The organism is Roseateles saccharophilus, from assembly GCF_031458095.1.
Classification (GTDB): domain Bacteria; phylum Pseudomonadota; class Gammaproteobacteria; order Burkholderiales; family Burkholderiaceae_C; genus Pelomonas; species Pelomonas saccharophila_A.
Map to the genome: position 1 here is coordinate 338,257 of NZ_JAVDXU010000001.1, position 24,680 is coordinate 362,936.

17 protein-coding genes are annotated in these 24,680 nt (G+C 68.3%); 10 read left to right on the forward strand and 7 right to left on the reverse strand.

Annotation, left to right across the window (positions count from 1 at the left end; translation table 11 throughout):
• Positions 1-35: 35 nt before the first annotated feature.
• From J2X20_RS01440 to atpE, 3 genes are all read left to right on the forward strand, one after another.
• Positions 36-812, forward strand: a complete 777-nt coding sequence (locus J2X20_RS01440) for a metallophosphoesterase family protein (RefSeq protein ID WP_310259804.1) — start codon at positions 36-38, stop codon at positions 810-812.
• A complete protein-coding gene (locus J2X20_RS01445) occupies positions 812-2,263 on the forward strand; it encodes a protein kinase domain-containing protein (RefSeq protein WP_310259807.1) in 1,452 nt (483 codons plus the stop codon). The genes J2X20_RS01440 and J2X20_RS01445 overlap by 1 nt, the downstream gene beginning before the upstream one ends.
• Positions 2,264-2,382: 119 nt before the next feature.
• Positions 2,383-2,625, forward strand: a complete 243-nt coding sequence (gene atpE / locus J2X20_RS01450; protein ID WP_310259810.1) for a F0F1 ATP synthase subunit C — start codon at positions 2,383-2,385, stop codon at positions 2,623-2,625.
• Positions 2,626-2,633: 8 nt separating this feature from the next.
• On the opposite strand, the gene J2X20_RS01455 is transcribed toward atpE, so the two are convergent.
• Positions 2,634-3,308: a cupredoxin domain-containing protein gene (locus J2X20_RS01455; protein ID WP_310259814.1), complete on the reverse strand. Its 675-nt coding sequence runs from the start codon at positions 3,306-3,308 to the stop codon at positions 2,634-2,636.
• Between the two features lie 58 nt (positions 3,309-3,366).
• Between J2X20_RS01455 and J2X20_RS01460 the strand changes: the two genes are divergently transcribed.
• The gene (locus tag J2X20_RS01460; protein WP_310259817.1) at positions 3,367-3,693 is read left to right on the forward strand and encodes a YkgJ family cysteine cluster protein; all 327 of its coding nucleotides are present in this window, start codon (positions 3,367-3,369) and stop codon (positions 3,691-3,693) included.
• On the opposite strand, the gene J2X20_RS01465 is transcribed toward J2X20_RS01460, so the two are convergent.
• On the reverse strand, positions 3,690-4,913 hold the full coding sequence (locus J2X20_RS01465) for a tetratricopeptide repeat protein (protein WP_310259820.1): 1,224 nt from the start codon (positions 4,911-4,913) through the stop codon (positions 3,690-3,692). The two genes, J2X20_RS01460 and J2X20_RS01465, sit on opposite strands and share 4 nt — an antisense overlap.
• A gap of 291 nt (positions 4,914-5,204) precedes the next feature.
• On the opposite strand from J2X20_RS01465, the gene J2X20_RS01470 reads away from it, so the two are divergent.
• The 3 genes from J2X20_RS01470 to J2X20_RS01480 all read left to right on the forward strand — a co-directional run bounded on the left by J2X20_RS01470 (position 5,205) and on the right by J2X20_RS01480 (position 9,988).
• On the forward strand, positions 5,205-8,783 hold the full coding sequence (locus tag J2X20_RS01470; protein ID WP_310259822.1) for an alpha-1,6-glucosidase domain-containing protein: 3,579 nt from the start codon (positions 5,205-5,207) through the stop codon (positions 8,781-8,783).
• Positions 8,784-8,794: 11 nt separating this feature from the next.
• The gene (locus J2X20_RS01475; RefSeq protein ID WP_310259825.1) at positions 8,795-9,349 is read left to right on the forward strand and encodes a PEP-CTERM sorting domain-containing protein; all 555 of its coding nucleotides are present in this window, start codon (positions 8,795-8,797) and stop codon (positions 9,347-9,349) included.
• A 120-nt stretch (positions 9,350-9,469) separates the two neighbouring features.
• On the forward strand, positions 9,470-9,988 hold the full coding sequence (locus tag J2X20_RS01480; protein ID WP_310259828.1) for a c-type cytochrome: 519 nt from the start codon (positions 9,470-9,472) through the stop codon (positions 9,986-9,988).
• Between the two features lie 3 nt (positions 9,989-9,991).
• On the opposite strand, the gene pulA is transcribed toward J2X20_RS01480, so the two are convergent.
• Positions 9,992-12,682, reverse strand: coding sequence for a pullulanase-type alpha-1,6-glucosidase (gene pulA, locus J2X20_RS01485; protein ID WP_310259831.1), 2,691 nt, complete (start codon positions 12,680-12,682; stop codon positions 9,992-9,994).
• 116 nt (positions 12,683-12,798) lie between these two features.
• Between pulA and J2X20_RS01490 the strand changes: the two genes are divergently transcribed.
• From J2X20_RS01490 to J2X20_RS01500, 3 genes are read left to right on the forward strand one after another with little or no spacing between them, the layout of a single operon-like run.
• Positions 12,799-14,448: an alpha-amylase family glycosyl hydrolase gene (locus J2X20_RS01490; RefSeq protein WP_310259833.1), complete on the forward strand. Its 1,650-nt coding sequence runs from the start codon at positions 12,799-12,801 to the stop codon at positions 14,446-14,448.
• Between the two features lie 2 nt (positions 14,449-14,450).
• Positions 14,451-16,052, forward strand: coding sequence for an alpha-amylase family glycosyl hydrolase (locus J2X20_RS01495; RefSeq protein ID WP_310259835.1), 1,602 nt, complete (start codon positions 14,451-14,453; stop codon positions 16,050-16,052).
• Positions 16,049-17,878, forward strand: a complete 1,830-nt coding sequence (locus J2X20_RS01500; protein ID WP_310259838.1) for a glycoside hydrolase family 13 protein — start codon at positions 16,049-16,051, stop codon at positions 17,876-17,878. Before J2X20_RS01495 ends, J2X20_RS01500 begins: the two co-directional genes overlap by 4 nt.
• A 52-nt stretch (positions 17,879-17,930) precedes the next feature.
• Here the strand turns inward: J2X20_RS01500 and J2X20_RS01505 are convergent, their stop codons facing one another.
• The 4 genes from J2X20_RS01505 to glgB all read right to left on the reverse strand — a co-directional run bounded on the left by J2X20_RS01505 (position 17,931) and on the right by glgB (position 24,679).
• Complete coding sequence (locus J2X20_RS01505; RefSeq protein ID WP_310259841.1) at positions 17,931-18,611, reverse strand: FxDxF family PEP-CTERM protein; 681 nt, start codon at positions 18,609-18,611, stop codon at positions 17,931-17,933.
• 148 nt (positions 18,612-18,759) lie between these two features.
• A complete protein-coding gene (gene malQ / locus J2X20_RS01510) occupies positions 18,760-20,268 on the reverse strand; it encodes a 4-alpha-glucanotransferase (RefSeq protein WP_310259844.1) in 1,509 nt (502 codons plus the stop codon).
• Positions 20,265-22,343, reverse strand: a complete 2,079-nt coding sequence (gene glgX / locus J2X20_RS01515) for a glycogen debranching protein GlgX (RefSeq protein ID WP_310259847.1) — start codon at positions 22,341-22,343, stop codon at positions 20,265-20,267. The genes malQ and glgX overlap by 4 nt, the downstream gene beginning before the upstream one ends.
• A 158-nt stretch (positions 22,344-22,501) precedes the next feature.
• On the reverse strand, positions 22,502-24,679 hold the full coding sequence (glgB, locus tag J2X20_RS01520) for a 1,4-alpha-glucan branching protein GlgB (protein ID WP_310259848.1): 2,178 nt from the start codon (positions 24,677-24,679) through the stop codon (positions 22,502-22,504).
• Between the last annotated feature and the right edge of the window lies 1 nt (position 24,680).

Below are 24,680 nucleotides of genomic sequence, written 5' to 3' on the forward strand. Positions count from 1 at the left end.
GCCCGGCGTCAGCCCTTCGTGGCAAGCTGCGCCCCATGCGTTGGGCTTTCATCACAGACATTCATGCCAACCGACAGGCCTTCGAGGCCGTGTTGGCCGACGCCCGCGCCCAGGGCGCCACGCGCTATGCGCTGCTCGGGGACTTCGTCGGCTACGGCCCCGATCCGGCCTGGGTGGTCGACCAGGTCATGGCCCTGGTCGCCGATGGCGCCATCGCCGTGCAGGGCAACCACGACGAGGCCGTGGCCCATGGCAGCAACCCGGGCATGCATCCCGACGCCCGCGCCGTCATCGACTGGACCCGCGCCCAGCTGAACGAGGACCAGCTGCGCTTCCTGGCCCGGCTGCCGCTGCAGGCCCATGGCGAGCCGGGCCATTGCCTCTTCGTGCATGCCAATGCCTTCGAGCCCAATGGCTGGGAGTACATCCAGGGCCGCGCCGATGCGGTGAAAAGCCTGCACTCCAGCCAGGCGCGTATCCAGGTCTGCGGCCATATGCACGAGCCCATGCTCTTTCACCTGTCGGGCACCGGCAAGGCGGGCGACTTCCGGCCCGTGGCCGGCGTGCCCATGCCGCTGCCGGCCCACCGCCAGTGGCTGGCCATCCCGGGGTCCTGCGGCCAGCCGCGCGACGGCAACCCGGCGGCCTGCTATGCGCTGCTGAATCCGGGCAAGTCCGACCTGGACGACGCCCGCATCACCTTCCAGCGCGTGGCCTACGACGTTGAAGCGGCCGTGGCGGCCCTGCGCGCCACCGACCTGCCGCCGCTGATCGCCGAGCGCCTGGCGGCCCGCCTGACCCGCGGCGAGTGATGAGCACGACGGCCCCTGCCTCGCCCGCCCCGCCCGCGCCGCTGGAGATCGGCCAGGTGCTGGACGGCTTCCGGCTGGAAGCCCGGCTGCACCAGGGCGGCATGGCCAATCTGTGGCAGGTCGCCCGCGCGGACGGCAGCGACGACGGCATCGAGCTGCTGATGAAGGTGCCGCGCATCAAGGGCGGCGAGGATCCAGCCACCATCGTCGGTTTCGAGGTCGAGCAGATGCTGATGCCGCAATTGAGCGGCCCCCATGTGCCACGCTTCATCGCCCGCGGCGACTGGACCCGGCAGGCGTATATCGTCATGGAGCGCATCCCGGGCGACACCCTGCGCCCGCTGCTCGACGATGCGCCGCTGCCGCCGGAACAGGTGGCCGACATCGGCGCCCGCGTCGCCACGGCCCTGGCGGCCCTGCACCGCCAGCATGTCGTGCACCTGGACATCAAACCCAGCAACATCATGTTCCGGCCCGACGGCACGGCCGTGCTGGTCGACTTCGGCCTGAGCCGCCACGAGCAACTGCCCGACCTGCTCGAGGAGGAGTTCACCCTGCCCATGGGCACGGGGCCGTATATGAGCCCGGAACAGGTGCAGTTCGTGCGCAATGATCCGCGCAGCGACCTGTTTGCTTTGGGCGTCATGCTCTACCACCTGGCCACCGGTGAGCGCCCCTTCGGCCAGCCGGACTCGGTGCGCGGCCTGCGCCGCCGCCTCTTTGTCGAGCCGGTGCCGCCGCGCGCCATCCGGCCCGAACTGCCGCCCTGGCTGCAGGAAATCGTCCTGCACTGCCTGGAGGTCAAGCCCGAACGCCGCTACCAGAGCGCCGCCCAGCTGGCCCTGGACCTGCGGGAACCCGCGGGCGTCGCGCTGACGGCACGGGCCGAGAAGCTGCGGGTCAGCGGCGCCATGATGCGGCTCAAGCGCTGGTTCTTCGCCCTCGGCGCGGAAGCCCCGCCCGCCGCGCCGGCCGGCCAGCAGCTGGCGCGCAGTCCCATCGTCATGGCCGCCGTGGACGTCGACAACGCGACGCCCGAACTGCTGGCCCAGCTCAGCGAGACCGTGCGCCGCATCGTGCAGACCGAGGCGGGCGCGCGCCTGGCCTGCGTCAGCGTCATGCGCGTGAACCGCATCGGCATCGACGAGCTGACCGACCAGCACGGCCAGAGCCTGCATGTGAAGCAGTTGATCGCGCTCAAGCACTGGGCACGGCCCATCAGCAAGGCCCTCAGCCTGGACGACGGGCGGCTGACCTTCCATGTGCTGGAGGCCCCGGACGCGGCCGGCGCCATCATCGACTTCGCCCACCGCAATGGCGTGGACCACATCGTCATGGGCGCGCGCGGCGCATCGGCCTTGCGGCGCTACCTGGGCAGCGTGTCGGGCCAGGTGGTGGCCGAGTCGGACTGCACGGTCACGGTGGTGCGCGAACCGGCGGGGGGATCCTGAAGAAGGAAGACTCCAGTTGACCCGAAAGCCGACATGGCGGCAATGACTTCCGAGGTCATCGACGCGCCGCCATGACGCGGCCAGACTCCTTGGCGCCAACACACCAAGGAGTAATTGAGATGCCTGCCTTCGATGTCCTGCCCCTCGCCGTCGCCCTGCTGATCGGCATTCCCGCTTTCGGTTCCTGCCTGGGCATCGGCCTGGCCAGCATGAAGCTGCTGGAAGGCATGGCGCGCCAGCCCGAGCTGGCGCCCGATCTTCAAACCAAGTTCTTCCTGGCGGTGGGCGTGACCGACGGCGCCTTCATCATCGCCACCGGCATCGGCCTGTGGTTCGCGACCGCGAACCCCTTCAGCCACTGATCAACGGTTCAGCCGCCGAAATAAGGATCGCCCGCCGGCTTGGTCTTCCTGCGGGCCGGGGCGATTTGCGTGGTGACGGTCACCGCCCCGCCTGTGGCGGCGATCTTCACGTCCGTCGGCGCACCATCGACGAGCTGGTCGGGATGCCAGATGCGCACCTTGGCCGGCCCTTCCGGCAAGCCCTGCAACACGGCCTTGCCGTCCTCGCCACCGAGCTTGGCCCAGGGCGTGTCAGCCACGTAGATGTGGCCGCGCATGGAGCCATGGATATGGCAGCCCAGCAGATAGGCGCCGGGCTGGCTCAGCACCTTGCTGTCGCTGGCCGGCGGCTTGGTGCCGACACGGCCGGCGAGGCGGAACTGGGTGTTCTGGCCCGGGTCCACGTAGACGCCGCCGGCACCCATCAAGCCCAGGATGACATGGTGGTCCCAGGTGTCGAGGTTGCTGAAGCTGACCTTGGCCCCCAGGCCGACGACGCTGACCGTGGGCACGAAGCGCAGCTTCTCCTGAACGACGGTCGCTTCCATGACCATGGCGGGACGCGGCCCCTGCACGGCGCTGTCGACCAGCACGACAGCATCGGCCAGCGGTTTGCCATTGCGGTCCAGCACGGTGACGGTCAGGTCGGCGGCCTGGGACGCCGCTGCAGCGAGCAGCAGGAGGGTGCCAAGAAATGCGCGCATGGTGGGCAGAGGTGAGAGCGGATCGGTCCAGTGTCTCACCGCTGCCTACACTGGCCGGATGAGTGACAACCCCTGTTTGAGCTGCGGCGCCTGCTGTGCCAGTTTTCGTGTGGACTTCGATCGCAGCGAGCTGGAAAGCGAGGGCGGCCGCGTGCCCGACGGGCTGGCGGTGGAGCTGACCGGCCGCCTCGTGCGCATGCGCGGCACCGATCACGCCCAGCCGCGCTGTGCCGCCTTCACCGGCCAGGTCGGCGTGAAGGCGAGCTGCGGCATCCACGAGTGGCGGCCTTCGCCCTGCCGCGAATTCGGCGAGCGCGCGCCCATGGGCATTGGCGACGAGGCCTGCGCCCGCGCCCGGGCCAGGCATGGGCTGGCGCCGATCTAGGAGCCCGCAGGCCCGCGAATCGGGACGCGCTGCTGGCGCTGCTGCAGCTGCTGCTCGCGCATCTCGTTCAGCCAGGCGAGCTTGGCGCCGTACATCTCGCGGTCCTTGACCGTCGCGCTGTTCTCCAGCGCCTTGGCAATCTCGCCACGCGCCCCGGACACGTCACCCATGCCGTAGTTGGCCAGGCCCAGCCAGAAATGGAACTCGGGCACATAGGCGGCGCGCTGCACCTCCTTGCGGAAGAGCTGGCGTGCCGTCGCGTATTCGCCGCTGCGCATGGCCGCCAGGCCTTCGTCAAAGAACTTGTAGGGCGGGATGGGCTGGATCTGGGCGAGCTGGTTGGCGTACCTCTCCGCCTCCTGGCGGCGGCCGGTATCGCTGAGCACCAGGATCAGGTTGGACATGGCCTGGGTGTTGAGCGGCTCGCGGTCCAGCACCAGGCGCAGCGTGGCCTCGGCACGGTCCATCAGGCCCTTGCGACGGTAGAGCACGGCCAGCGTGTTGTAGGCCGACAGCCAGCGCGAGTCGGTACGGATGGCTTCGCGCGCCCACCAATAGGCGTCGTCGACCTGGCCCACCGTCAGCGCCTCGGCCGCGCGGTTGTTCAGATACATCGCGAGGATGGTGGACTCGTCGATGACGCGGCCGCGATGGCCCCGCACCTGCTCGGGCGGCAGGAAGTCGATGGTCAGCAACTCGGGGTCACCGAAGATGGTGCGGGTCTGCGAGGTCAGGGGCCGGGCCAGGCTGATGTTGACGTGACCGGCAACAAAGAAGATGTTGTTGGCGCGCGTCCAGCTTTCTTCCAGATAGACGCTGTTGAAGCGCACCGGCATGTTGAAGTGGCGGGCAAAGGCCGCCGTCATCAGCACCAGCGACATGCAGTTGCCGCGCCTGACATCGAATGCCTCGGCGGCGGTGCGCGTGGCCTCGGCGTCATAGTCCAGCTGCAGCCGGCCCTTGGTGTAGAGGGCATCGATGAGCCCGTCGCGCAGGCCCTTGTTGCGGATCTCGCTGGCCATCTCGGTCTCGGCGAAGCGCTTCATCGCCGGACTCAGGGCCATGGCCTCCTGCGCGTCGATGTGCACGCTGGCCGGCTTGAAGGCCGAGTCGAAAAAGACCTCGGCGCGCGGCGGCGGCTGGGTCTCGGTGGCACATCCCGCCAGGCCGGCAGCAGCCACCAGAGCCAGCGCGGCGCTCAGGACACGAATCTTGGTCATGGCAGTTCTCCTGCTCTGTTGCAGTCTCCTGTACAGAGCTTAGTCCCGCCGTGCCGGACTGTCGTGAGTCATCCCTCACGATTTCCAAAGCGGGCACAGGGGCCTCCAGCGGCCATTTCCAGGCAAAACAAACTGAAATAAAACTACAACCCAGTCAAATATGGATGCGATGCTTCTGCGAGAGCGGTCCATTGACTCTGGACTCTCGTGAAATTTTCCTCGGGATTCCACCAGCTTATCAATGTAGTTTTACTTCAATAGCATCCGCACACTTCAAAGGAGTGCACGGACATGAAGGCATGGGCAGGCTGGGCGCGGCAGATGCGCCAGGCGATCGCGGGCTTGGCAATCGGCGCCGTGGCGCTGCTGGGAGGCTGTGGCGGCGGCAATGCCGAAGCGCCCGCCGCCATGAGCAGCGTCAGCAGCGCGGCGGCCGATGAAACCGGCGTTGAACTGCTAGCGGGCATGCCCGCTGCGCAGGCGGCGCGGGCCAGGATCGCCGCCGTGGCCACGCCGGGCGCGCCGGCGACGTCGCTGCGCGTGCACTACCGCCGCTCCGGCGGCGACTACGGCGGCTGGCAGATCCACACCTGGAACGCCGCCCAGAGCCCGAACTGGAACGGCGGCTGGAACGCCGCGGGCAGCGACGACTTCGGCGTCTACTACGACGTGCCGCTCGCCTCGGGCACCGGCACCGTCGGCTTCCTGCTGCACAACGGCGACAACAAGGACAACAACGGCGCCGACCAGAGCTACACGCTGCAGGCGGGCGCCAACGAGATCTGGCGCCTGCAGAGCGACAGCACCAGCTACACCAGCAACCCGCTGCTGCTGCCGGTGCCCGACATCAAGACCCTGCGCGTGCACTACAAGCGCTTCGATGGCGCCTACAACAACTGGGGCCTGCACCTGTGGAATGGCAGCGGCCTGAACGCTCCGGCGCTGCCGACAGGCGTCACCATCGAGAACTGGGGCCAGCCGGTGCCGCTGAGCGCCATGCCCGGCTACAGCATGGGCGACGGCGAGGTGGTGTTCGACATCCCCGTGCTGAACCCGCAGGGTGACCCGAATCGCAAGAGCCTGGAGTTCATCATCCACGGCATGCCGCCCAACGAGAACGACAAGGACGGCCGCCCCGACAACATCCACGTCGAATACGCCGCGCTGAACATCCAGAACCAGGTCGGCCAGATCTGGCTGGTGGAGCGCGACGCCACCGTCTACTTCGCCGCGCCCGACCTGCGCCAGGTCTCCAGCACCGACGCCCGCGCCGTCTGGCTGAACAAGAGCCTGGTCAAGTGGCCGCGCATCGCCACCAGCAGCCCGGTGCGTCTGTACTACTCGGCCACCGGCCAGATCAGCGTCGGGCTGGAATCGCCCGTGCAGGGCGCCGACGGCTACATCACGCTGGACGCCTTCACCGGCAGCGTGCCGGCCGCCGATGCGCTGCGCTTCAAGTACGTGGCCAGCGGCACCGTCTTCAATGTGCGCGCTGCCGACATCGCCCGCCTGCCCGCCCTGCACCAGCAGCAGCTCGTCCTCGTGCAGGAAGACGCCAACGGCAAGGTGCAGAACGCCACCACCGCGCAGATCGCCGGCGCGTTGGATGATCTTTACGCGGCTGCCAACAACGTGCCCGACCTGGGCGCCGTGGCCAGCAATGGCAACACCAGCTTCAAGCTCTGGGCACCGACGGCACAGAACGTCGCCCTGGTGCTGACGCAATCCCTGGGTAACTCGGGCCTGACCCGCACGACGACCGAGCCCATGGCGCGCGACGCCGCCACCGGCGTGTGGAGCCTCAGCAAGCAGGGCCATCTGCAGGGCGCCAGCTATCGCTATCAAGTGCAGGTCTTCGTCAAGGGCACGGGCCTGGTGAAGAACCTCGTCACCGACCCCTATTCCCTGGGCCTGACCCTGGGCAGCCAGCAAAGCGTCGTCATGGACCTGCAGGCCCAGGCCACCAAGCCGAACGGCTGGGATCAGAGCTCTCCGCCCAACACGGTAAACGCGCCGTCCGACCTCAGCATCTACGAGCTGCACGTCCGCGACTTCTCCATCAACGATGTCACCGTGCCGGCGGCCAAGCGCGGCAAATACCTGGCCTTCACCGAAAGCCAGTCCAACGGCATGAAGCACCTGGCCGGCCTGGCCGCCGCGGGCCTGACCGACGTGCACCTGCTGCCCGTTTTCGACATCGCCAGCGTCAACGAGAAGAGCTGCGTGACGCCCTCGCCCAGCGGCGCGCCGGACAGCGAATCCCAGCAGGCCACGGTCGCCGCCACGGCCGGCAGCGACTGCTTCAACTGGGGCTACGACCCGCTGCAGTTCACGACGCCCGAGGGCAGCTACTCCAGCAACGCCAACGACCCGCTCGCCCGCGTCGTCGAGTTCCGCCGCATGGTGCAGGCCCTGAACGCGGCCGGCCTGCGCGTCGGCATGGACGTGGTGTTCAACCACACCACCTCGTCCGGCCAGAACACCAACTCGGTGCTCGACAAGGTCGTGCCCGGCTACTACTACCGCCTGAATTCGACCGGCGGCATCGAGCGCTCGACCTGCTGCGAGAACACCGCGGCCGAGAACCTGATGATGGGCAAGCTGATGATCGACTCGGCCATCACCTGGACGCGCGACTACCGCATCAGCTCGCTGCGCTTCGACATCATGGGCCACCACCCGCGCTCGGTCATCGAGACGCTGAAGGCCCGCGTCGAGGCCGCCGCCGGCCGCAAGGTGCAGATCCTCGGCGAGGGCTGGAACTTCGGCGAGGTCGCCAACGGCGCGCGCTTCGTACAGGCCGAGATGCTGTCGCTGAACGGCTCGGGCATCGGCAGCTTCAACCCCCTGATCCGCGACGCGGTGCGCGGCGGTGGCTGCTGCGACTCCGGCAATGCACTCGTCAGCGAGCAGGGCTACGTCAACGGCTACTTCTACGACTCCAACGCCAGCGCTTCGGGTCAGAACCGCGGCACGCTGATGTGGCAGGCCGACCGCATCAAGGCCTCGCTGGCGGGTTCCATCCGCAGCTTCCAGATGCAGACCAGCTGGGACGCCCAGTTGCGCCTGGACCAGATCGACGTCGGCGGCATCCCGGCCGGCTGGGTGCTGGAGCCGGGCGAGGTCGTCAACTACGTGGAGAACCACGACAACCTGACCCTGTTCGACAACAACGCCTTCCGCCTGCCCACCGGTACCAGCAAGGAGGACCGCGCCCGCGTGCAGATCCTGGCCAGCGCCATCAATGCCTTCAGCCAGGGCGTGGCCTATTTCCATGCCGGCGTGGACACGTTGCGCAGCAAGAGCCTGGACCGCAACAGCTATGACAGCGGCGACTGGTTCAACAAGCTGGACTGGAGCTACCAGGACAACAACTTCGGCGTCGGCCTGCCGCCCTCGCGCGACAACGGCGACAACTGGAACTACGCCCGTCCGCTGCTGACCAACCCGCTGCTCAAGCCCCACCCCAACGACATCGCCTGGACGCGCGACGCCTTCCGCGACCTGCTGCGCATCCGCAAGAGCACGACGCTGCTGCGCCTGCGCACGGCCGAAGACATCAAGGCGCGGCTGAGCTTCCTCAACACCGGCTCCAGCCAGGAAGCCACGGTGCTGGTCGGCCGCGTCAACGGCGTGGGCTATGCCGGCGCGAACTTCGACGAACTCGTCTACGTGATCAACGTCGACAAGAACGACAAGCAGCTGACCCTGCCCGCCCTGGCCGGCCACGCACTGGAACTGCACCCCGTGCACACCGCCGCCACGGCCGTCGACTGGCGCGCCAAGCAGGCCACGTTCGACCGCGCCACCGGCACCGTCAGCGTGCCGGCCCGCACGGCCGTCGTCTTTGTCGTCCGCCCCTCCAACTGAAGACCCAAGCCATGAAGAAGCAACTCCGACGCCTGGCCGCCGCGGCCGCCTTGGGCCTCACCAGCCTCACGGCCCTGGCCGCACCGGTCGCCGTCGATGTCAGCGGCGCGCAAAGCATCAATCTGCTGGGCGAAGCCGGCAATACGGTCTGGCTCATCGATGTCGGCGCCAACGCCCTGCTGACCTCGCTGGACTGGGCGCTGGACCTAAACGCCTTCTCGCCCAGCCTGCTGGCCGAGATGCAGGTTAGCTTTGGTGATTCGAGCGGCCTGAGCCTGCTCACCTTCACGCCCGGCGGCGCGGACTTCAACAGCGGCAACGGCAGCTACAGCGGCTTCATCGACCTGAGCGCCTATGGCGTCAGCGTCGGCGCCGATGGCCTGCTGCGCATCGAGTTCAGCGAGGCATTCAAGGACTTGGCCAACGGCGTGGCCGAAGGCGAATGGGTCAGCGGAAATCTGACGTTCGGGGTCAGCGCGGGTGCGTTGCCGGAGCCGGCCAGTGTCACGCTGGTTCTGCTGGGGCTGGGTCTTGTTGGCCGCGCGCGGCGCAGGCGTCGCGACTGAACGCAGGCGCCCTTGCGCGCCGGGGCGGATCAAATTGCCCGATCCTTGCGCTGGCGCAAGCCCGCGCGCCCGCAGCCTTCCTAGAGTCCTCGCAGCCGGATCACCGACTGCGAGGACTTCATGAATGCGAAACCATTGGCATCACCCCGGACGGCGCGCACGGCGGGTCGCATCTTCGGATTGGCGGCTGGCGCTGCACTGACCCTGGCGGCCCTGGGCTGCGCCGTGGAAGTGCAGAACGCCAAGCCCGCCCAGGACGTGGCGCGACGCGCGAGGCCTGACGGCGATCTCCAGGCCGGCTGGCGAGTGTTCCAACAGAAATGCGCGGGCTGTCACGGCGCCATGGCAACCGGCACCGCCAACGGCCCCGACTTGCTGCCCCGGCTGCGCGAGATGGGCGCCCACCAGTTCGTGGGTCTGGTGCTCAGGCGCTACGACTGGATCCTCGCGGCCGCCGAATCCAGCCCCGGGACCGCGATGCAGGACAGCCTGGTCGAGAAGATCGTGCAGGGCCGGGAAGGCACCGTGACGATGCCGGCCTGGCAAGGCGACCCCGCCGTGACCGCCCACATCATCGATCTCTACGCCTATCTGTCGGCGCGCGCCGAAGGCACGCAGGGGCCCGGCCGGCCGAGATAGGCGTCACTCCAGGACGAAAACGACCGCACTGCGCGCCGGAACCTCGAAACGGCCCTTCGTGAAGCGCGCCTCCCGGCGCACGCGCTCGTCGGCGCCACGACGCTGCACGGGATGCAGCGCCCATGCCGAGCGGGCCTCCGCCGGGAGCTCCAGCACCTGAGCCATCGGCGCCACGTTGATGAGCGTCATGACGGCCTTGTAGCCGCCCAGACCACGGCCATCGATGCGCGCCGCGACCAGCACCGGGTTCTGCCCCGCACCGCTGCCGGGGAAGCTGACGCGCTTCTTGATTTCCGCGGCGCTCGGCAGCCGCAGCAGCGTCGTGCTGGTGCGGATCCTCAGCAGGTCACGAAACACATCGCGCGCCCAGGCAATCTCGGCCGGCCCCGGTGCGATGGAAGCGTCCGCCAGACGCTCGCGCGCCAGTTCCCAATCTCGCCCCTTTGCGCCGTAGTTGTCCTGCCTGGGCGGCAGGCCGCTGCCGAAGTGGTTGCTCTGGTAGCTCCAGTCCAGGCGGTTGAACCAGTCGCCGCTGTCATAGCTGTTGCGGTCCAGGCTCTTGCTGCGCAGGATGTCCTGGCCGGCGTGGAAATAGGCCACACCCTGGCTGAAGGCGACGAGGGCCGCGCCCAGCATCTGCACGCGGGCTCTGTCCTCGCGCGAGGTGTCACGTGGCAGCTTGAGCGTGTTAATGTCGAACAGCGTCTGGTTGTCGTGGTTCTCCACGTAGTTGACGACCTCACCGGGCTCGGAGGCAAAGCCGGCCGGCTGGTCGCCGTAGGGAATGGCATCCAGGCGCTTCTTCTCGCCGCGCCAGGTCGTCAGCTCGTAGCCGCGCAGCGAACCGGCCAGGCCGACGCGGATCATGTCGGCCGTGCCCAGCAGCTCCTCGGGCTTGGCGTTGGCCAAAGCATTGGGCGCGTAGACCTGGCCATTGAGCCAGCCCTGGCGGCGCACGCTGTCGTCGCCGCCCTCACCGGCGCCACCGCCCCGCGCCGCGTCGCGGCCCCGGTCGCTGAAGGCCCCGATGCCGCTGCCGTTCAGGCTCAGCTGCGAGGCCTGCACGAAGCGCGCGCCGTTGGCCACCTCGCCGAAGTTCCAGCCCTCGCCCAGCAACTGCACCGGCCGCCCGGCCTCGGCATTGACGCGCTTTTGCAGGCGCTCCATGGCCTCGCGTGGCTGATGGCCCATCAGGTCGAAGCGCATGGAGTCGATCTTGTACTCGCGCACCCACAGGGCCGCCGAATCGATCATCAGCTTGGCCATCATGCGGTGCTCGGTGGCCGTGTTGTCGCAGCAGGTCGAGCGCTCGATCTCGCCCTTGGCATTCAGGCGGTGGTAGTAGCCCGGCACCAGGCGGTCCAGCACCGACTTCGGCGCCTGGCCGGCGGCCGACATGTGGTTGTAGACCATGTCCATGCCGACGCGCAGCCCTGCCTTGTGCAGCGCCATGACCATGGCGCGGAACTCGACGACACGCTGGAGCGGGTCGGTCGCATAACTGCCTTCCGGCGCATTGAAGTGCCAGGGGTCGTAGCCCCAGTTGAAGCAGTCGTCGGCTGCGACAGCCATCACCGCCGCCTGCTGGGCGTCGCTGTCGGCAGTCGCTTGCGGCACGGTCGGCGTCTTGCAGCCGCGCTCGGGCACACTGGCGAGGTCGAAGACGGGCAGCAGATGAACGTCGGTCAGGCCGGCCCTGGAAAGCGCCTGGAGGTGCTTCATGCCGTTGGACGCGCTCTCGGTGAAGGCCAGGTATTTGCCGCGCCAGGCGGGGCGCACCGTGGCATCGCTGATGGAGAAGTCGCGCACATGCAGCTCGTAGATGAGCTGGTCGGTCGCGGCCTTCACGCGCGTCGGGCGCGGCGCCACGTCCCAGCCCTTGGGCTTGAGCGCCCGCGAGGCGAGATCGGCAACGACGCTGCGCTGCGAGTCGGCAGTCAGCGCGACCGAATACGGGTCGGTGACGAGGTTGCGCACGCGGCCATGGGTGGGCGTGACGACGTCGACGAGATAGCGATAGGACTGGCCGCTCAGGTCACCCGGCAGCTCGGCGCGCCAGGCGCCGGTGGCGGCATCCAGATGCATCGCCTCGACGGCGATGGCCGGCGACTCGGGCCCGGCATGGCGGCACAGCAGCACACGCTGGGCCGTTGGCGCCCAGACGGCAAAGCGGGTCTGCGCCCTGGCGGGATGGGCACCGAAGTCGGTCACCCTTTCCGCCGCGGCGTAGCGGTCGTCCAGGGCGCCGGCGATCTGCACACCCGTCGCTGCGAGGACACGACCGTCGGCCGCCTCATGCACCAGCAGCAGTTGCTCGCGCAGCAGCGCGGCGACGTCCACACCGCCGGCCAGCGCGAAGCGTGGCCCGTCGCCGATGAAGCGAAAGCGCACCGGCAATGGCGCCGCGCTGGGCACCAGCTCCACTGCGCCATCGGCGCCGGCCACCGCCTCACCCGCCGCGGCCCGCATCGCGGCCGAGCTGGCGTGATGCAGGCGCAAGCGCTCTCCGGCCTGCAGCTTCAGCCCCGGCCACTGCAGCGTCCGCGCATCCAGCCAATAGGCCTCGGCCAAGGCCTTGGCCGCCGGCGCGGGCACCGGGACATCTGCGTTGCAGTCATCGAGATCGCTGGCCCGGGCAGCCGTCGCGATCAGCGTCAGGCCCAACAGCATCGACAGCAGGGGGCGAGCGGGCATCAAGGTCTCCTTGTGTTTTTGGAATAGTAGCAAAACTACATTCATCGAAATCCCGCTGGCGCGTTACCCTAGGTCATCGCTATGCTCGACGCCGTCCTGATGAGTAGTTTGATTACATGAATCGCTTCGCAGACAAGTTTTCGACGGCGGCCGCCCTGCTCGCGGCGGCGGCCCTGACGGCCTGTGGGGGCGGGGGCGGCGGCACCGCTCCGAGCCCGGCGCCTGCGCCGGCCCCCGCTCCGGCGCCTGCGCCACTGCCGGCACCCGATGTCAGCGCCGTCACCGCGGCCGACCCTGGCAGCACCCTGCCCGAGGGCTGGCAGCGCGGCGCCTTCATGCAGATCTTCGTGCGCAGCTACCAGGACAGCGACGGTGACGGCATTGGTGACCTGCGCGGCCTCATCAGCCGCCTGGACTATCTGAAGGATCTCGGCGTCAAAGGCCTCTGGCTGATGCCCGTCACCAAGAGCCAGGACGGCGACCATGGCTATGCCGTCGTCGACTACCGCGACGTCGAGCCCGCCTACGGCAAGCTGGCCGACCTGGACGAACTCATCAAGCAGGCCCACGCGCGCGGCATCGGCGTCATCCTCGACTACGTGATGAACCACAGCGCCGGCCAGCACCCGCTGTTCGTCAACGCCAAGGATTCGGCCACCAACCCCTGGCGCGACTGGTATGTCTGGCAGAACCCGGCCCCGACGGGTTGGAGCATCTACGGCGGCAACCCCTGGCGCAGCACGGCCAACGGCGCCTACTACGCGCCCTTCTGGGAGCAGATGCCCGACTTCAACCTGCTGAAGACCGAGGTCGTCGACTTCCACAAGAACGCGCTGCGCTTCTGGCTGAACCGCGGCGTCGACGGCTTTCGCTTTGACGCCGTCGGCAATCTCGTCGAGAACGGCCCCAATGCCTGGGAAGACCAGCCGCGCAACTACACGCTGATGAACGAGATGCGGGTGCTGCTGAACGGCTATGCGCGCCGCACCATGGTCTGCGAGGCGCCGGCCGACCCGCAGGGCTTTGGTGCAGCCGCGGCCTGCGGCGGCGCTTTCGCCTTCGACCTGCAGAACGCGTTGATGGGCTCGGCCAAGGGCCAGGCCAGCGCCGTCACCAACCTCGCCAACTACTTCAAGACGGCCACCCCGGGCATGGCGCCCATGCTGTCCAACCACGACAGCTTTGCCGGCCTGCGCCCGGGCGACCAGCTCAATGCCAATCTCGCCCAGCTCAAGCTCGCCGCCAGCGCCTATCTGCTGCTGCCCGGCACGCCCTTCATCTACTACGGCGAGGAGATCGGCATGCGCGGCGCCAGCTCGCTGAGTGGCGACGCGTCCATCCGCACGCCGATGAGCTGGTCCACGGCCGCCAACGCCGGCTTCTCCACCGCGACGCCCTACCGCGCCCTGGCCGCCAACGCCGCGACCCACAACGTCGCTGCCCAGCAGGCCGACCCCGACTCCCTGCTCAACCACTACCGCGCCCTGCTCGATCTGCGCAACACGCTGCCGGCCCTGCGCGATGGCGCCTACACGAACGCCAGCGCCGCCGACACCGTGTTGACCTATCAGCGCCGCAGCGCTGCACAGACCGTCGTGGTGGCGATCAACTTCGGCAGCGCCGCGGCCCAGGCCAGCAGCGCCGACCTGCCCGCCAATGCCCTGCTGCAGGGCAAGCTCGGCGCTCCCGACCTCGCGGCCGATGCCACCGGCACCGTCCGCATTGCCATGCCCGCGCAGAGCCTGCGCGTCTACGTCCTGCGCTGACCATGCCGATCAAGACCCTCTTCAGCACCGTTCTCGCCGCCGCGCTGGCCCTGCCCGCGGCAGCCCAGATCGACACGACGCCCGTGCCGGCCCAGCCCAAGCCCAGCGCCCTGCCTGCCCACTGGCAGCACGGTGTCTTCATGGAAGTCTTCGTGCGCGGCTACCAGGACAGCAACGGCGACGGCATCGGCGACCTGCGCGGCCTCACACGCAGGCTGGACTATCTGAAGAAGCTCGGCATCAGCGGCCTGTGGCTGATGCCCATCACGGCCAGCTCCGACCACGACCATGGCTATGCGACGACCGACTATCGCAACATCGAGCCGCAGTACGGCACGCTGGCGGATTTCGACGAGCTGGTCCGCGAGGCGCACCAGCGCGGCATCGCCATCGTCATGGACTACGTCATCAACCACGCGTCCTGGCAGTTCCCGCCCTTCCAGGAAGCACTGAAGGACCACGCCAGCCCCTGGCGCAGCTGGTTCGTCTGGAACCCCGATCCCGGGCCGGGCTGGGACATCTGGGGCAAATATCCCTGGTACGACGCGGCGCAGAAGCCCTGGACGTGGACCGGCGAATGGAAGGACATGCCACCCATCCGGCCCGGCTCGCCCGACATCTTCTTCGGCACCTTCGGGCCCCATATGCCCGACTTCAACCTGCGCAACCCCGCCGTCGTGCAGTACCACGAGGACTCGCTGCGCTTCTGGCTCAACCGCGGCCTGGACGGCTACCGCCTGGACGCCGTGCCTCATCTGATCGAGAACAACGCCAAGGACTGGAACGACCAGCCCGAGAGCCGCGTGCTGACCAAGCATTTCCAGGATCTCATCAAGAGCTATCCAGGCCGCTACGTCGTCTGCGAGGCCACGGCCGAGCCCATCGCCTACGGCAACCCCGATCTCTGCGGCGGCGCCTTCGCCTTCAACCTGAACTACGAAATGATCAAGGCCGCCAAGGGCGAGGCGGCGGCCGTGCAGAAGGTGGCCGACTACTACCGGACCATGTCGCCGACCATGGCGACCTTCCTGCACAACCACGACATCTTCACCGGCCAGCGCGTCTGGGACCAGCTGCATGGCGACGAGGCGCGCTACCGCCTGGCCGCAGCCAGCTATCTGCTGCTGCCCGGCACGCCCTTTGTCTACTACGGCGAGGAGATCGGCCAGGCCGGCATCGACGGCAAGGGCGATGATCCGCTGCGCTCCCCGATGAGCTGGACGGCAGCGGGGGGTTTCACGACGAGCACCCAGCCCTTCCGCCCGCTGGCCCTGAACCGCAGCGCCCACAACGCCGAAAGCCAGCAGCGCGACGCCGGCTCGCTGTTCAACTTCTACCGCGAGCTGATCGCGCTGCGCCGCGCCTCGAGCGCCCTGACCCTGGGCCGCTACGAAGCGGATCGCGTCGACGGTGCCGTCTGGGCCTTCCAGCGCGTGCACGGCAAGGAGCGCGTCCTCGTCGCCATCAACTACGGCGACACGCCCGCCGCGCTGGACCTGCCAGCGCGTGCCCGGCCCCTGTATCCCAAGGGTGGCACGGCCTCGCGATCGCGCGCCGCGCTGCCACCGCGGTCCCTGCGCGTCTACCGGCTGGAAGCGCCATGAAATCCCTGATCACCCTGAGCACTGCCCTGTTGATGAGCCTGAACACCACGGCCGCCGGCCTTGAACACGTCGAACCGCCGAACTGGTGGGTCGGCATGCGCGACACCTCACTGCAACTGATGCTGCACGGCGCCGGCATCGCCGAAGCCCAACCCACGCTGGCACCCTACCCCGGCGTGACCTTGAAGGGCAGCCACCGCGCCACCAGCGCCAACTACCTCTTCGTCGATCTCGATGTCGCGCCCGGCACCCAGCCCGGCGAGCTGGCCCTGACGGTGGCGGGCCGCACGCTGCACTACCCGCTGCTGGCGCGCGCTCGCGGCTCGGCCGAGCGCCAGGGCTTTGGCCCCCAGGACGCCATCTACCTCGTCGTGCCCGACCGCTTTGCCCAGGGCGGCAGCGGCAAGCAGGCCGCCATGAAGGAAGGCGTTCACCGCGCCGACCCCGGCGGCCGCCACGGTGGTGACCTGGCCGGCATGCGCCAGCACCTGGACTACATCGCCGGCCTGGGCTTCACCCAGGTCTGGCCGACGCCGCTGGTCGAGAACAACAGCGCCCAGTACAGCTATCACGGCTATGCGGCGACCGACTTCTACAAGGTTGATCCCCGCTTCGGCACGAACGACGACTTCGCGGCCTTTGTCAGCGAAGCGCGCAGCAAGGGCGTCGGCGTCATCCAGGACGTGGTACTCAACCACATCGGCAGCGGCCACCGGTGGATGGCCGACCTGCCGGCACCGGACTGGGTCAACCAATGGCCTGCGGGCTACACGGAAACGCATCACGCGCGCATGACGCTGCAGGACCCTTACGCTTCGGCCAGCGACCGCCTGCGCTTCACCGATGGCTGGTTCGTGCCCGGCATGCCCGACCTCAACCAGCGCCGCCCCGAGCTGGCCACCTATCTGACGCAGATGACGCTGTGGTGGATCGAGCGCTACGGCCTGTCGGGCATCCGCACCGACACCTACTCCTACTCCGACCGCGACTTCCTGACGCGCTGGTCGGCCCGCGTCATGCAGGAGTACCCGCGGCTGAACATCGTCGGCGAGGAATGGAGCCCGCACCCGGCCGTCGTGGCCTATTGGCAGCGCGGCAAGAAGAACCACGACGGCTATGTGTCGTACACGCCGAGCATGATGGACTTCCCGCTGCAGACAAATCTGCTGGCGGCACTCACCGAAGACGACGGGGCCCATACCGGCCTGACCAAGCTCTATGAGGGCCTGGCCCATGACTTCGTCTACCCCGACCCGGCCAATCTCGTCCTCTTCGACGGCAATCACGACACGCCGCGCATCCACTCCCTGCTGAAGAAGGACGTCGGCCTGACCAGGATCGCCCTGGCCTATCTCGCGACGACGCGGCGCATCCCGCAGCTCTTCTACGGCAGCGAGTTGCTGATGCAAAGCCCGACCGAGCGCGACGACGGCCGCGTGCGCGCCGACATGCCCGGCGGCTGGCCGGGTGATGGGGTCAACGCCTTCACCGGTGCCGGCCTGACCGCCGAGCAGCGCGAGATGCAGGACTGGACGCGCCGCCTCTTCAACTGGCGCAAGGGCGCCGCCGTCATCCACGACGGCGCACTGATGCAATACGCGCCGCTGGAGGGCTGCTATGTTTTCTTCCGCTATGGTGCTGGCCGCACCGTCATGGTGGTGCTGAACAAGAACGCCAGGCCGGTGGAACTCGCACTGGCCCGCTTCGGCGAGCGGACGCGGGTGGGCGATCGCGCCCGCGATGTGCTGGGCGGACGCGAATTCCAGCTCGGCGCGACGCTTGCTGTGCCCGCGCACAGCCCGCTGATCCTCGAAATCTCCCGCTGAATGAAAAAGGGCTCCTTTCGGAGCCCTTGCGGTTGTCGGGGCAGACGACCGGTCAATACGGGCGACGGCGGCGGGCCAGCAGGCCGACGACACCCAGGCCAGCGAGCAGCAAGGCGTAGGTTTCGGGTTCCGGCACCGGCACGGCCGTGAACTCGAACTTCAGCTTGTTCTGCGGCTGGGCACCGATGGCGGCGAAGCTGCCGCCCGAGGCGTTCAGCGTGATCGAAGCGCCGCTCACGGCGAAGCTGCTGAAGTTGCCGGCCGCGAAGCTGCTGGAGCCCGAGAAGAAACCCAGGGACGGCGAGCTCGGGGTCTGAGTCAGCGGCGAGGAGGGCAGCAAGGTGCTGGGACCGCCATTGACCGACACATGGCCCGTTGCCGTGATCGACGTCGTCGAACCGGCGCCATTCTGGAAATAGACGATGTTGCCCAGGCTGGACTTGACCGGGCCGGACAGCGTGTAGCCCGCGTTGGCCGAGATGGTGAAGTCGGGAATGGCAAAGGTCGCCGAAACGGGCGCGCCGCCGATGCTCGTGACGTTCACTGACGGGTCGACGGACCATTCAAAGCCGGTCGCACCGGCCGCGCCGGAGAACCAGCTGCTGATCCAGCCGAAACTGGTCGTGGTTTCGTCGTACACGACCGAGAAAGCCCCGGCGTTGAACGTCGTGGTGGCGCTCGCCAGACCAGAAACCAGCAGGGCCGCGGCGGCGGCCAAAGACTTCAACTTCATGCTTTTCTTCCCTCCAAGACACCGGGACGACAGGCCCCGGTGAAAACCCGCGAATGGTAGCCACCGTAACGACGAGTAATTCCGTCGATGCCGCGGCAACGATGAACCTAGGGGGTGAAATCGCCCCCCGATTCACGGGGAAGATCGCTCAGGGCAGGCGCAAAAGCTCGAAAGGCCCGCGGCCCGAAGCTGCGGTGATCAGGCCCAGCACCCGGGCGGGCTCGCTGCCCAGCATGCCCCAGTGGAAGCGCCAGCCCCAATTGCCGCCCAGCACGCCGGGCACATTCATGCGGTGGTGGCTGTCCAGCCCCAGCACGTCCTGCAGCGGGTAGACGGCCATATTGGCCACCGAATTGGCGCAGGCGCGGATCATGGCCCAGTGCACATCGTGCTCGCCGCAGGCGAGATACGAGCCCGCGAATGCGCGTTCACGAGGTTTCGCCTGGTTCCACCAGCCGCGCACGGTGTCGTTGTCGTGGGTGCCGGTGTAGGCCACCGAGGCCGGGGTCCACATATGCGGCAGGAACTCATGGTCGCCCTCGGCACCGAAGGCGAACTGCAAGATCTTCATGCCGGGGAAACCGCAACCGTCACGCAGGGCGTGCACGTCGTCGGTGATGAAGCCCAGGTCCTCGGCGACGATGGGCAAGGGGCCGAGCGCCTTCTTGATGGCGTCGAACAAGGCCATGCCCGGGCCGGTCTTCCATTCACCGCGCTTGGCGTCGGGGCTGTCGCCGGGGATCTCGTAATAGCCGGCAAAACCGCGGAAATGGTCGATGCGAAAGACATCGGCCTGGGTCAATGCCCGTTGAATGCGCGCAGTCCACCAGGCGTAGTCCTCGGCGGCCATCTTGTCCCAGCGGTAGAGCGGATTGCCCCAGCGCTGGCCGAGAGGTCCCAGGTCATCGGGCGGCACGCCGGCGACAACGGTGGTCTGGAAGTCCTTGTCGAGGTGGTAGAGGTCGGGACGCGACCAGCAGTCGGCGCTGTCGTGGGCCACGAAGATGGGCAGGTCGCCCATGATGTGGACGCCGCGCTCGTTGGCATAGCTCTTCAGCGCTCCGATCTGCACGTCGAACTGCCATTGCACGAACTGCCAGAAGGCGATCTCGTCGGCGTAGTCCTTGCGAGCCTGGGCCAGTGCCGCGGGCGCGCGGCGCTGAAGTCCCTCGCTCCACTCCCACCAGGGCTGGCCGTTCAGCGGCGAGCGGATGGCCATGAAAAGGGCGTAGTCGTCCAGCCAGCTCTGGGCCTCCAGGCACCATTTGGCGAAGGCGATGCGGTCGGCATCCACCGCGCCGGCGAAGAAGCCCTTGGCCGCGGCGCGCAATTGCTGCTCGCGCCAGGGCGTGACCTCGCCGTAGTTGATCAGGCTGCCGTTGAAGGCGGGCGCGGTGGGCCTGGCCAGCCAGCCCTTCTCGATCAAGGGCTCCAGGGCCACCATCCACTGGCTGCCGGCAAAGGCCGACACGCCTTGGTAGGGCGAATCGCCGGGGCCGATGGGCGTCGTGGGCAGCAGCTGCCAGACGCTCTGGCCGGCAGACTGCAGCCAGTCGACAAAGCGATAGGCATCGGGGCCGAAGTCGCCCATGCCGTGGGGGCCGGGCAGCGAGGTGATGTGCAGCAGCACACCCGAGGAGCGTTGGTTCAGGTTCATTGGTGTCTCAGCACAACAAGTGAGCGGGCCGGCACATTGAGCGGCTGGCCGGGAAGAACGAGGGGCGCGGCCGATTCGCCGCTGCTGTCCAGCACCAGCTGCCAGGGGCCGTTGCAGAGCAGGAAGGGCAAAGGCGCCGGGTCGGGGTTGAAGACGATCATCAGCCGCGGCGCCGCGGCGCCGGCTTCGCGCAGCTGGGCGCCAAAGGCGCGCTGGCCGGCGTCATGCCAGTCATGCGGCGCCATCTCGTGGCCGCTGGGGGCGTACCAGGCGATGCTGGCTTCGCCCGGACCGGCGGCGAACCAGCGCGGATGACGCAGCAAGGGCTCGGCGGCGCGCAGGGCCAGCAGCTGCGCGACCAGCTCGGTGGTGCGGCCTTCGGCCTGATCCCAGTTCAGCCAGGTGATGGCGTTGTCCTGGCAGTAGGCGTTGTTGTTGCCACCCTGGCTGTTGGCGATCTCGTCGCCGGCGCACAGCATGGGCGTCCCCTGGGCCAGCAGCAGCGTCGCGAGCAGCGCGCGGCGCACGCGCTCGCGGGTGGCGTTGATGGCGGCGTCCTCGGTCGGGCCTTCGGCGCCGAAGTTGGCACAGAGCTCGCCATCGCGACCGTCGCGGTTCTCCTCGCCGTTGGCGTGGTTGTGCTTGGTCGAATAGCTGGTCAGGTCGGCCAGCGTGAAGCCGTCGTGCACGGCCACGAAGTTGATCGAGGCCGTCGGCAGGCGCTGGCCGTGGTGGAAGACATCGCTGGAGGCCATGAAGCGCCGTGCCAGCTCGCCGCGGCCCACGCCCGGGCCTGCGCCCAACCAGTAGCCACGCACCGCGTCGCGGAACTTGTCATTCCATTCCAGGAAGCGGCCCGGGAAGCGGCCCACCTGGTAACCGTCGTAGGCCGCGTCCCAGGGTTCGGCGATCAGATGCACGCCAGCCAGCACGGGGTCTTGCCTGAGCGCGGTGAAGAACGCCGCGTTGGCGTCGTAGCCGTGATTGGTGCGGCCGAGCACCGGCGCGAGGTCGAAGCGGAAGCCGTCGACGCCCATCTCGGCCACCCAGTAGCGCAGCGAGTCCAGCACGAACTGGGTGACGCGCGGGTGGGCGCAGTTGACGGTGTTGCCGCAGCCGGTCAGGTTCTCGTTGCGGCCCTTGTCGTCGGCCACCAGCCGGTACCAGGTCTTGTTGTCCAGGCCGCGGAAGGACAGCGTCGGGCCGAACTCATTGCCCTCGGGTGTATGGTTGTAGACGACGTCCAGCACCACTTCCAGGCCGGCTTCATGCAGCGCGTCCACCATGCGGCGGAACTCGGCCGTCACGGCGGTCGGGTCGTGCCGATGCGAGGCATGCGCCCAGCGCGGGTCGGGGCAGAAGAAGCCCAGGGTGTTGTAGCCCCAGTAGTTGTGCAGGCCGCGCTCGGCGAGGTGGGGCTCGTCGATGCAGTAGTGCACCGGCAGCAGGGACAGCGTCGTGATGCCCAGGCGCTTGAAATGGGCGATGGATGCGGAATGGGCCAGGCCGGCATAGGTGCCGCGCAGCTCTTCCGGCACACCGGGCAGCAGCCTGGAGAAGCCCTTGACGTGGACTTCGTAGAGCACGACCTCGCTGGGCGCACGGCGCGGGCGGTAGGCTCGCGCATGCAGGACGGGCGCGGGCGCCACGCGCGCCTTCAGCGCCTGCGTCGCGTTGTCGCGAGTGTCGAGGGACCGCGGCCCGTCCGGATGGCCCAGCTCATAGCCGTGGTGCTCGGCCCGCCAGCCGAAGTGGCCGACGATCTCGCGGGCATAGGGATCCAGCAGCAGCTTGTGCGGGTTGAAGCGGTGGCCCTGCTCCGGCGCATAGGGGCCGTGCGCACGCAGACCGTAGACCAGGCCGGAGCCGACGCCGGGCAGGAAGCCGTGGAAGACGCCGTCATGCGGGCCCACCAGCTCGTAGCGGCGCAGTTCGCGCTGGCCTTCGCCGTCGAAGACGCAGAGCTCGATGCGCGTCGCGTTCTCGCTGGCAAAGGCGAAGTTGACGCCGCCATCGCGGGCAAGTGCCCCCAGCGGCTCGTGCCAGCCGGGTTGCAGATCAGGCAGATGAGCCATTCAGCGCTCCCCGTATTTCGGGCCGAGCGCCGGGCCGCTCCCAAGCCGGCCCGCGATGGCGATGTGCGCGCGGCTCCAAGCCGTGCGCATCGCCGTCCCCTCGGGGGACCGACTGGGCACGCTCGCGTTCAGCGACGCGGGACCGGGCGAGGGGCAGCTCATATGGGGACAAAGAACAGCGTGGCCAGCGGCGGCAGATTGATCGTGATGGACAGGCGCCGGCCATGGGCGGGCTGGGCCTGCACGGGCAGGCCGGCGGCGGCGACGCCGTTGCCCATGTTGCTGCCGCCGTAATAGGCCGAATCGGTGTTGAGCGCCTCACGCCAGGCGGTCACACCGTCCGGCACGCCCAGGGAATAGCCCTCGCGCGGCACCGGCGTCATGTTGCAGACGACGATGACCATGCGGCCGGTGCCGTCGCGGCGCACCCAGGCATAGATGGAATGCTCGGCGTCGTGGGCGCTGATCCACTCGAAGCCGCCCTGCTCGCAATCCAGGCGGTGCAGGGCCGTGTGGTCGCGGTAGAGCTTGTTGAGGTCGCGCACCAGGCGCTGCACGCCGGCGTGGCGGTCGTCCTCCAGCAGGCCCCAGGGCAGCGACTCAGCGTGGTCCCACTCCTGGCGCTGGGCGAACTCCTGGCCCATGAAGAGCAGCTTCTTGCCGGGGTGGCCCCACATGAAGCCGTAATAGGCGCGCAGGTTGGCGAACTTCTGCCAGTCGTCGCCCGGCATCTTGGAAAGCATCGAGCCCTTGCCGTGCACGACCTCGTCGTGCGAGATGGGCAGCATGAAGTTCTCGCTGAACGCGTAGATCAGGCCGAAGGTCATCTTGTCGTGATGCCAGCGGCGGTTGATCGGATCCTCGGCCATATAGCGCAAGGTGTCGTTCATCCAACCCATGTTCCATTTGTAGTGGAAGCCCAGGCCGCCCGCGTAGGTGGGCGCCGAGACGCCAGGGAAGCTGGTGCTTTCCTCGGCGACGCTGATGGCACCCTCGATCTCGCCGACATGCTCGTTCATCTCGCGCAGCATGGAGATGGCTTCGAGGTTCTCTCGGCCGCCGCGGATGTTGGGAATCCATTCGCCCGCCGGCCGCGAGTAGTCGCGGTAGAGCATGCTGGCTACGGCGTCCACGCGCAGGCCGTCCACGCCCCAGCGCTCGATCCAGTAGATGGCGCTGCCGACCAGGAACTCGCGCACCTCGGTGCGGCCGAAGTTGTAGATCAGCGTGTTCCAGTCGCGGTGGAAGCCTTCCTTGGGATCGGCATATTCGTAGATGCGCGTGCCGTCGAACTCGGCTAGGCCATGGGCATCCATGGGGAAATGGGCCGGCACCCAGTCCAGCAGCAGGCCCAGGCCCTGATCATGGACCGCCTTGACGAAGCGGGCAAAGCCCTCGGGCGGGCCGAAGCGGGCGCTGGGCGCATACATGCCCAGCGTCTGGTAGCCCCAGGAGCCATCGAAGGGATGCTCGCTGATGGGCATCAGCTGCAGATGCGTGAAGCCCATGTCGGCCACATAGGCGGGCAGGTGTTCGGCAAGCTCGTCCCAGGTGGGGAACTCGCCCGACACGCCGCGGCGCCAGGAGGCGGCATGCACCTCGTAGACGCTGATGGCCGACTCGCGGCGGTTGGCGCGCTCGCGCTGGCGCGGCAGCGGCGTGGGCTCGGGCAGGGCCGCGACGATGCTGGCCGTCTCGGGCCGCAGCTGGGCGCGGCGGGCATAGGGATCGGCCTTGAGCGGTAGCAAGGCGCCATTGCCGTTGACGATCTCGAACTTGTAGAGGTCGCCCAGGGTGGCATGCGGCACGAAGATTTCCCACACGCCGGCCTGGTGGCGCAGCCGCATGGGGTGGCGGCGGCCGTCCCAGTTGTTGAAGTTGCCAACGACGCTGACGCGCCTGGCATTCGGCGCCCAGACGGCGAAGCGCACGCCGCTGACGTCGCCGTACTGCACGACATGGGCGCCCAGGCTCAGCCAGGGACGGAAGTTGCGGCCCTCGGCAAAGGCCTTGAGCTCCTCGTCGGCGAGCTGGGGATAGAAGTTGTAGGGGTCGGCGTAGACGCCCTCCCCGCCCCCCGCCCAGCGCACGGCGAGGCGGTAGTCGAAGCGGTGCTTGCGGCGCGGCACCATGGCCTCGAAGAAGCCGCCGCGGCGCTGCTCCAGGTCGACGATGTGCTTCTTGCTGCCGGCATCCAGCAGCGCCACCTCCGCCGCCCCCGGCAGCAACGCGCGCACCCAGAGCCGACCGTTGTCGTCTGCATGCAGGCCCAGCCGAGCAAAGGGATCGGCGTGGCGTCCTGCCAGCAGGGCGTCGAGGTCGGCTTCGTTGAGCATC

Coding starts and splice junctions, on each gene's coding strand:
- malQ (WP_310259844.1), bottom strand. CDS start 20,268: ATGAACCTGAACCAACGCTCCTCGGGTGTGCTGCTGCACATCACCTCG.
- atpE (WP_310259810.1), top strand. CDS start 2,383: ATGCCTGCCTTCGATGTCCTGCCCCTCGCCGTCGCCCTGCTGATCGGC.
- J2X20_RS01445 (WP_310259807.1), top strand. CDS start 812: ATGAGCACGACGGCCCCTGCCTCGCCCGCCCCGCCCGCGCCGCTGGAG.
- J2X20_RS01495 (WP_310259835.1), top strand. CDS start 14,451: ATGCCGATCAAGACCCTCTTCAGCACCGTTCTCGCCGCCGCGCTGGCC.
- J2X20_RS01490 (WP_310259833.1), top strand. CDS start 12,799: ATGAATCGCTTCGCAGACAAGTTTTCGACGGCGGCCGCCCTGCTCGCG.
- J2X20_RS01455 (WP_310259814.1), bottom strand. CDS start 3,308: ATGCGCGCATTTCTTGGCACCCTCCTGCTGCTCGCTGCAGCGGCGTCC.
- J2X20_RS01480 (WP_310259828.1), top strand. CDS start 9,470: ATGAATGCGAAACCATTGGCATCACCCCGGACGGCGCGCACGGCGGGT.
- J2X20_RS01465 (WP_310259820.1), bottom strand. CDS start 4,913: ATGACCAAGATTCGTGTCCTGAGCGCCGCGCTGGCTCTGGTGGCTGCT.
- glgX (WP_310259847.1), bottom strand. CDS start 22,343: ATGGCTCATCTGCCTGATCTGCAACCCGGCTGGCACGAGCCGCTGGGG.
- pulA (WP_310259831.1), bottom strand. CDS start 12,682: ATGCCCGCTCGCCCCCTGCTGTCGATGCTGTTGGGCCTGACGCTGATC.
- J2X20_RS01475 (WP_310259825.1), top strand. CDS start 8,795: ATGAAGAAGCAACTCCGACGCCTGGCCGCCGCGGCCGCCTTGGGCCTC.
- J2X20_RS01505 (WP_310259841.1), bottom strand. CDS start 18,611: ATGAAGTTGAAGTCTTTGGCCGCCGCCGCGGCCCTGCTGGTTTCTGGT.
- J2X20_RS01470 (WP_310259822.1), top strand. CDS start 5,205: ATGAAGGCATGGGCAGGCTGGGCGCGGCAGATGCGCCAGGCGATCGCG.
- J2X20_RS01460 (WP_310259817.1), top strand. CDS start 3,367: ATGAGTGACAACCCCTGTTTGAGCTGCGGCGCCTGCTGTGCCAGTTTT.
- J2X20_RS01440 (WP_310259804.1), top strand. CDS start 36: ATGCGTTGGGCTTTCATCACAGACATTCATGCCAACCGACAGGCCTTC.
- J2X20_RS01500 (WP_310259838.1), top strand. CDS start 16,049: ATGAAATCCCTGATCACCCTGAGCACTGCCCTGTTGATGAGCCTGAAC.
- glgB (WP_310259848.1), bottom strand. CDS start 24,679: ATGCTCAACGAAGCCGACCTCGACGCCCTGCTGGCAGGACGCCACGCC.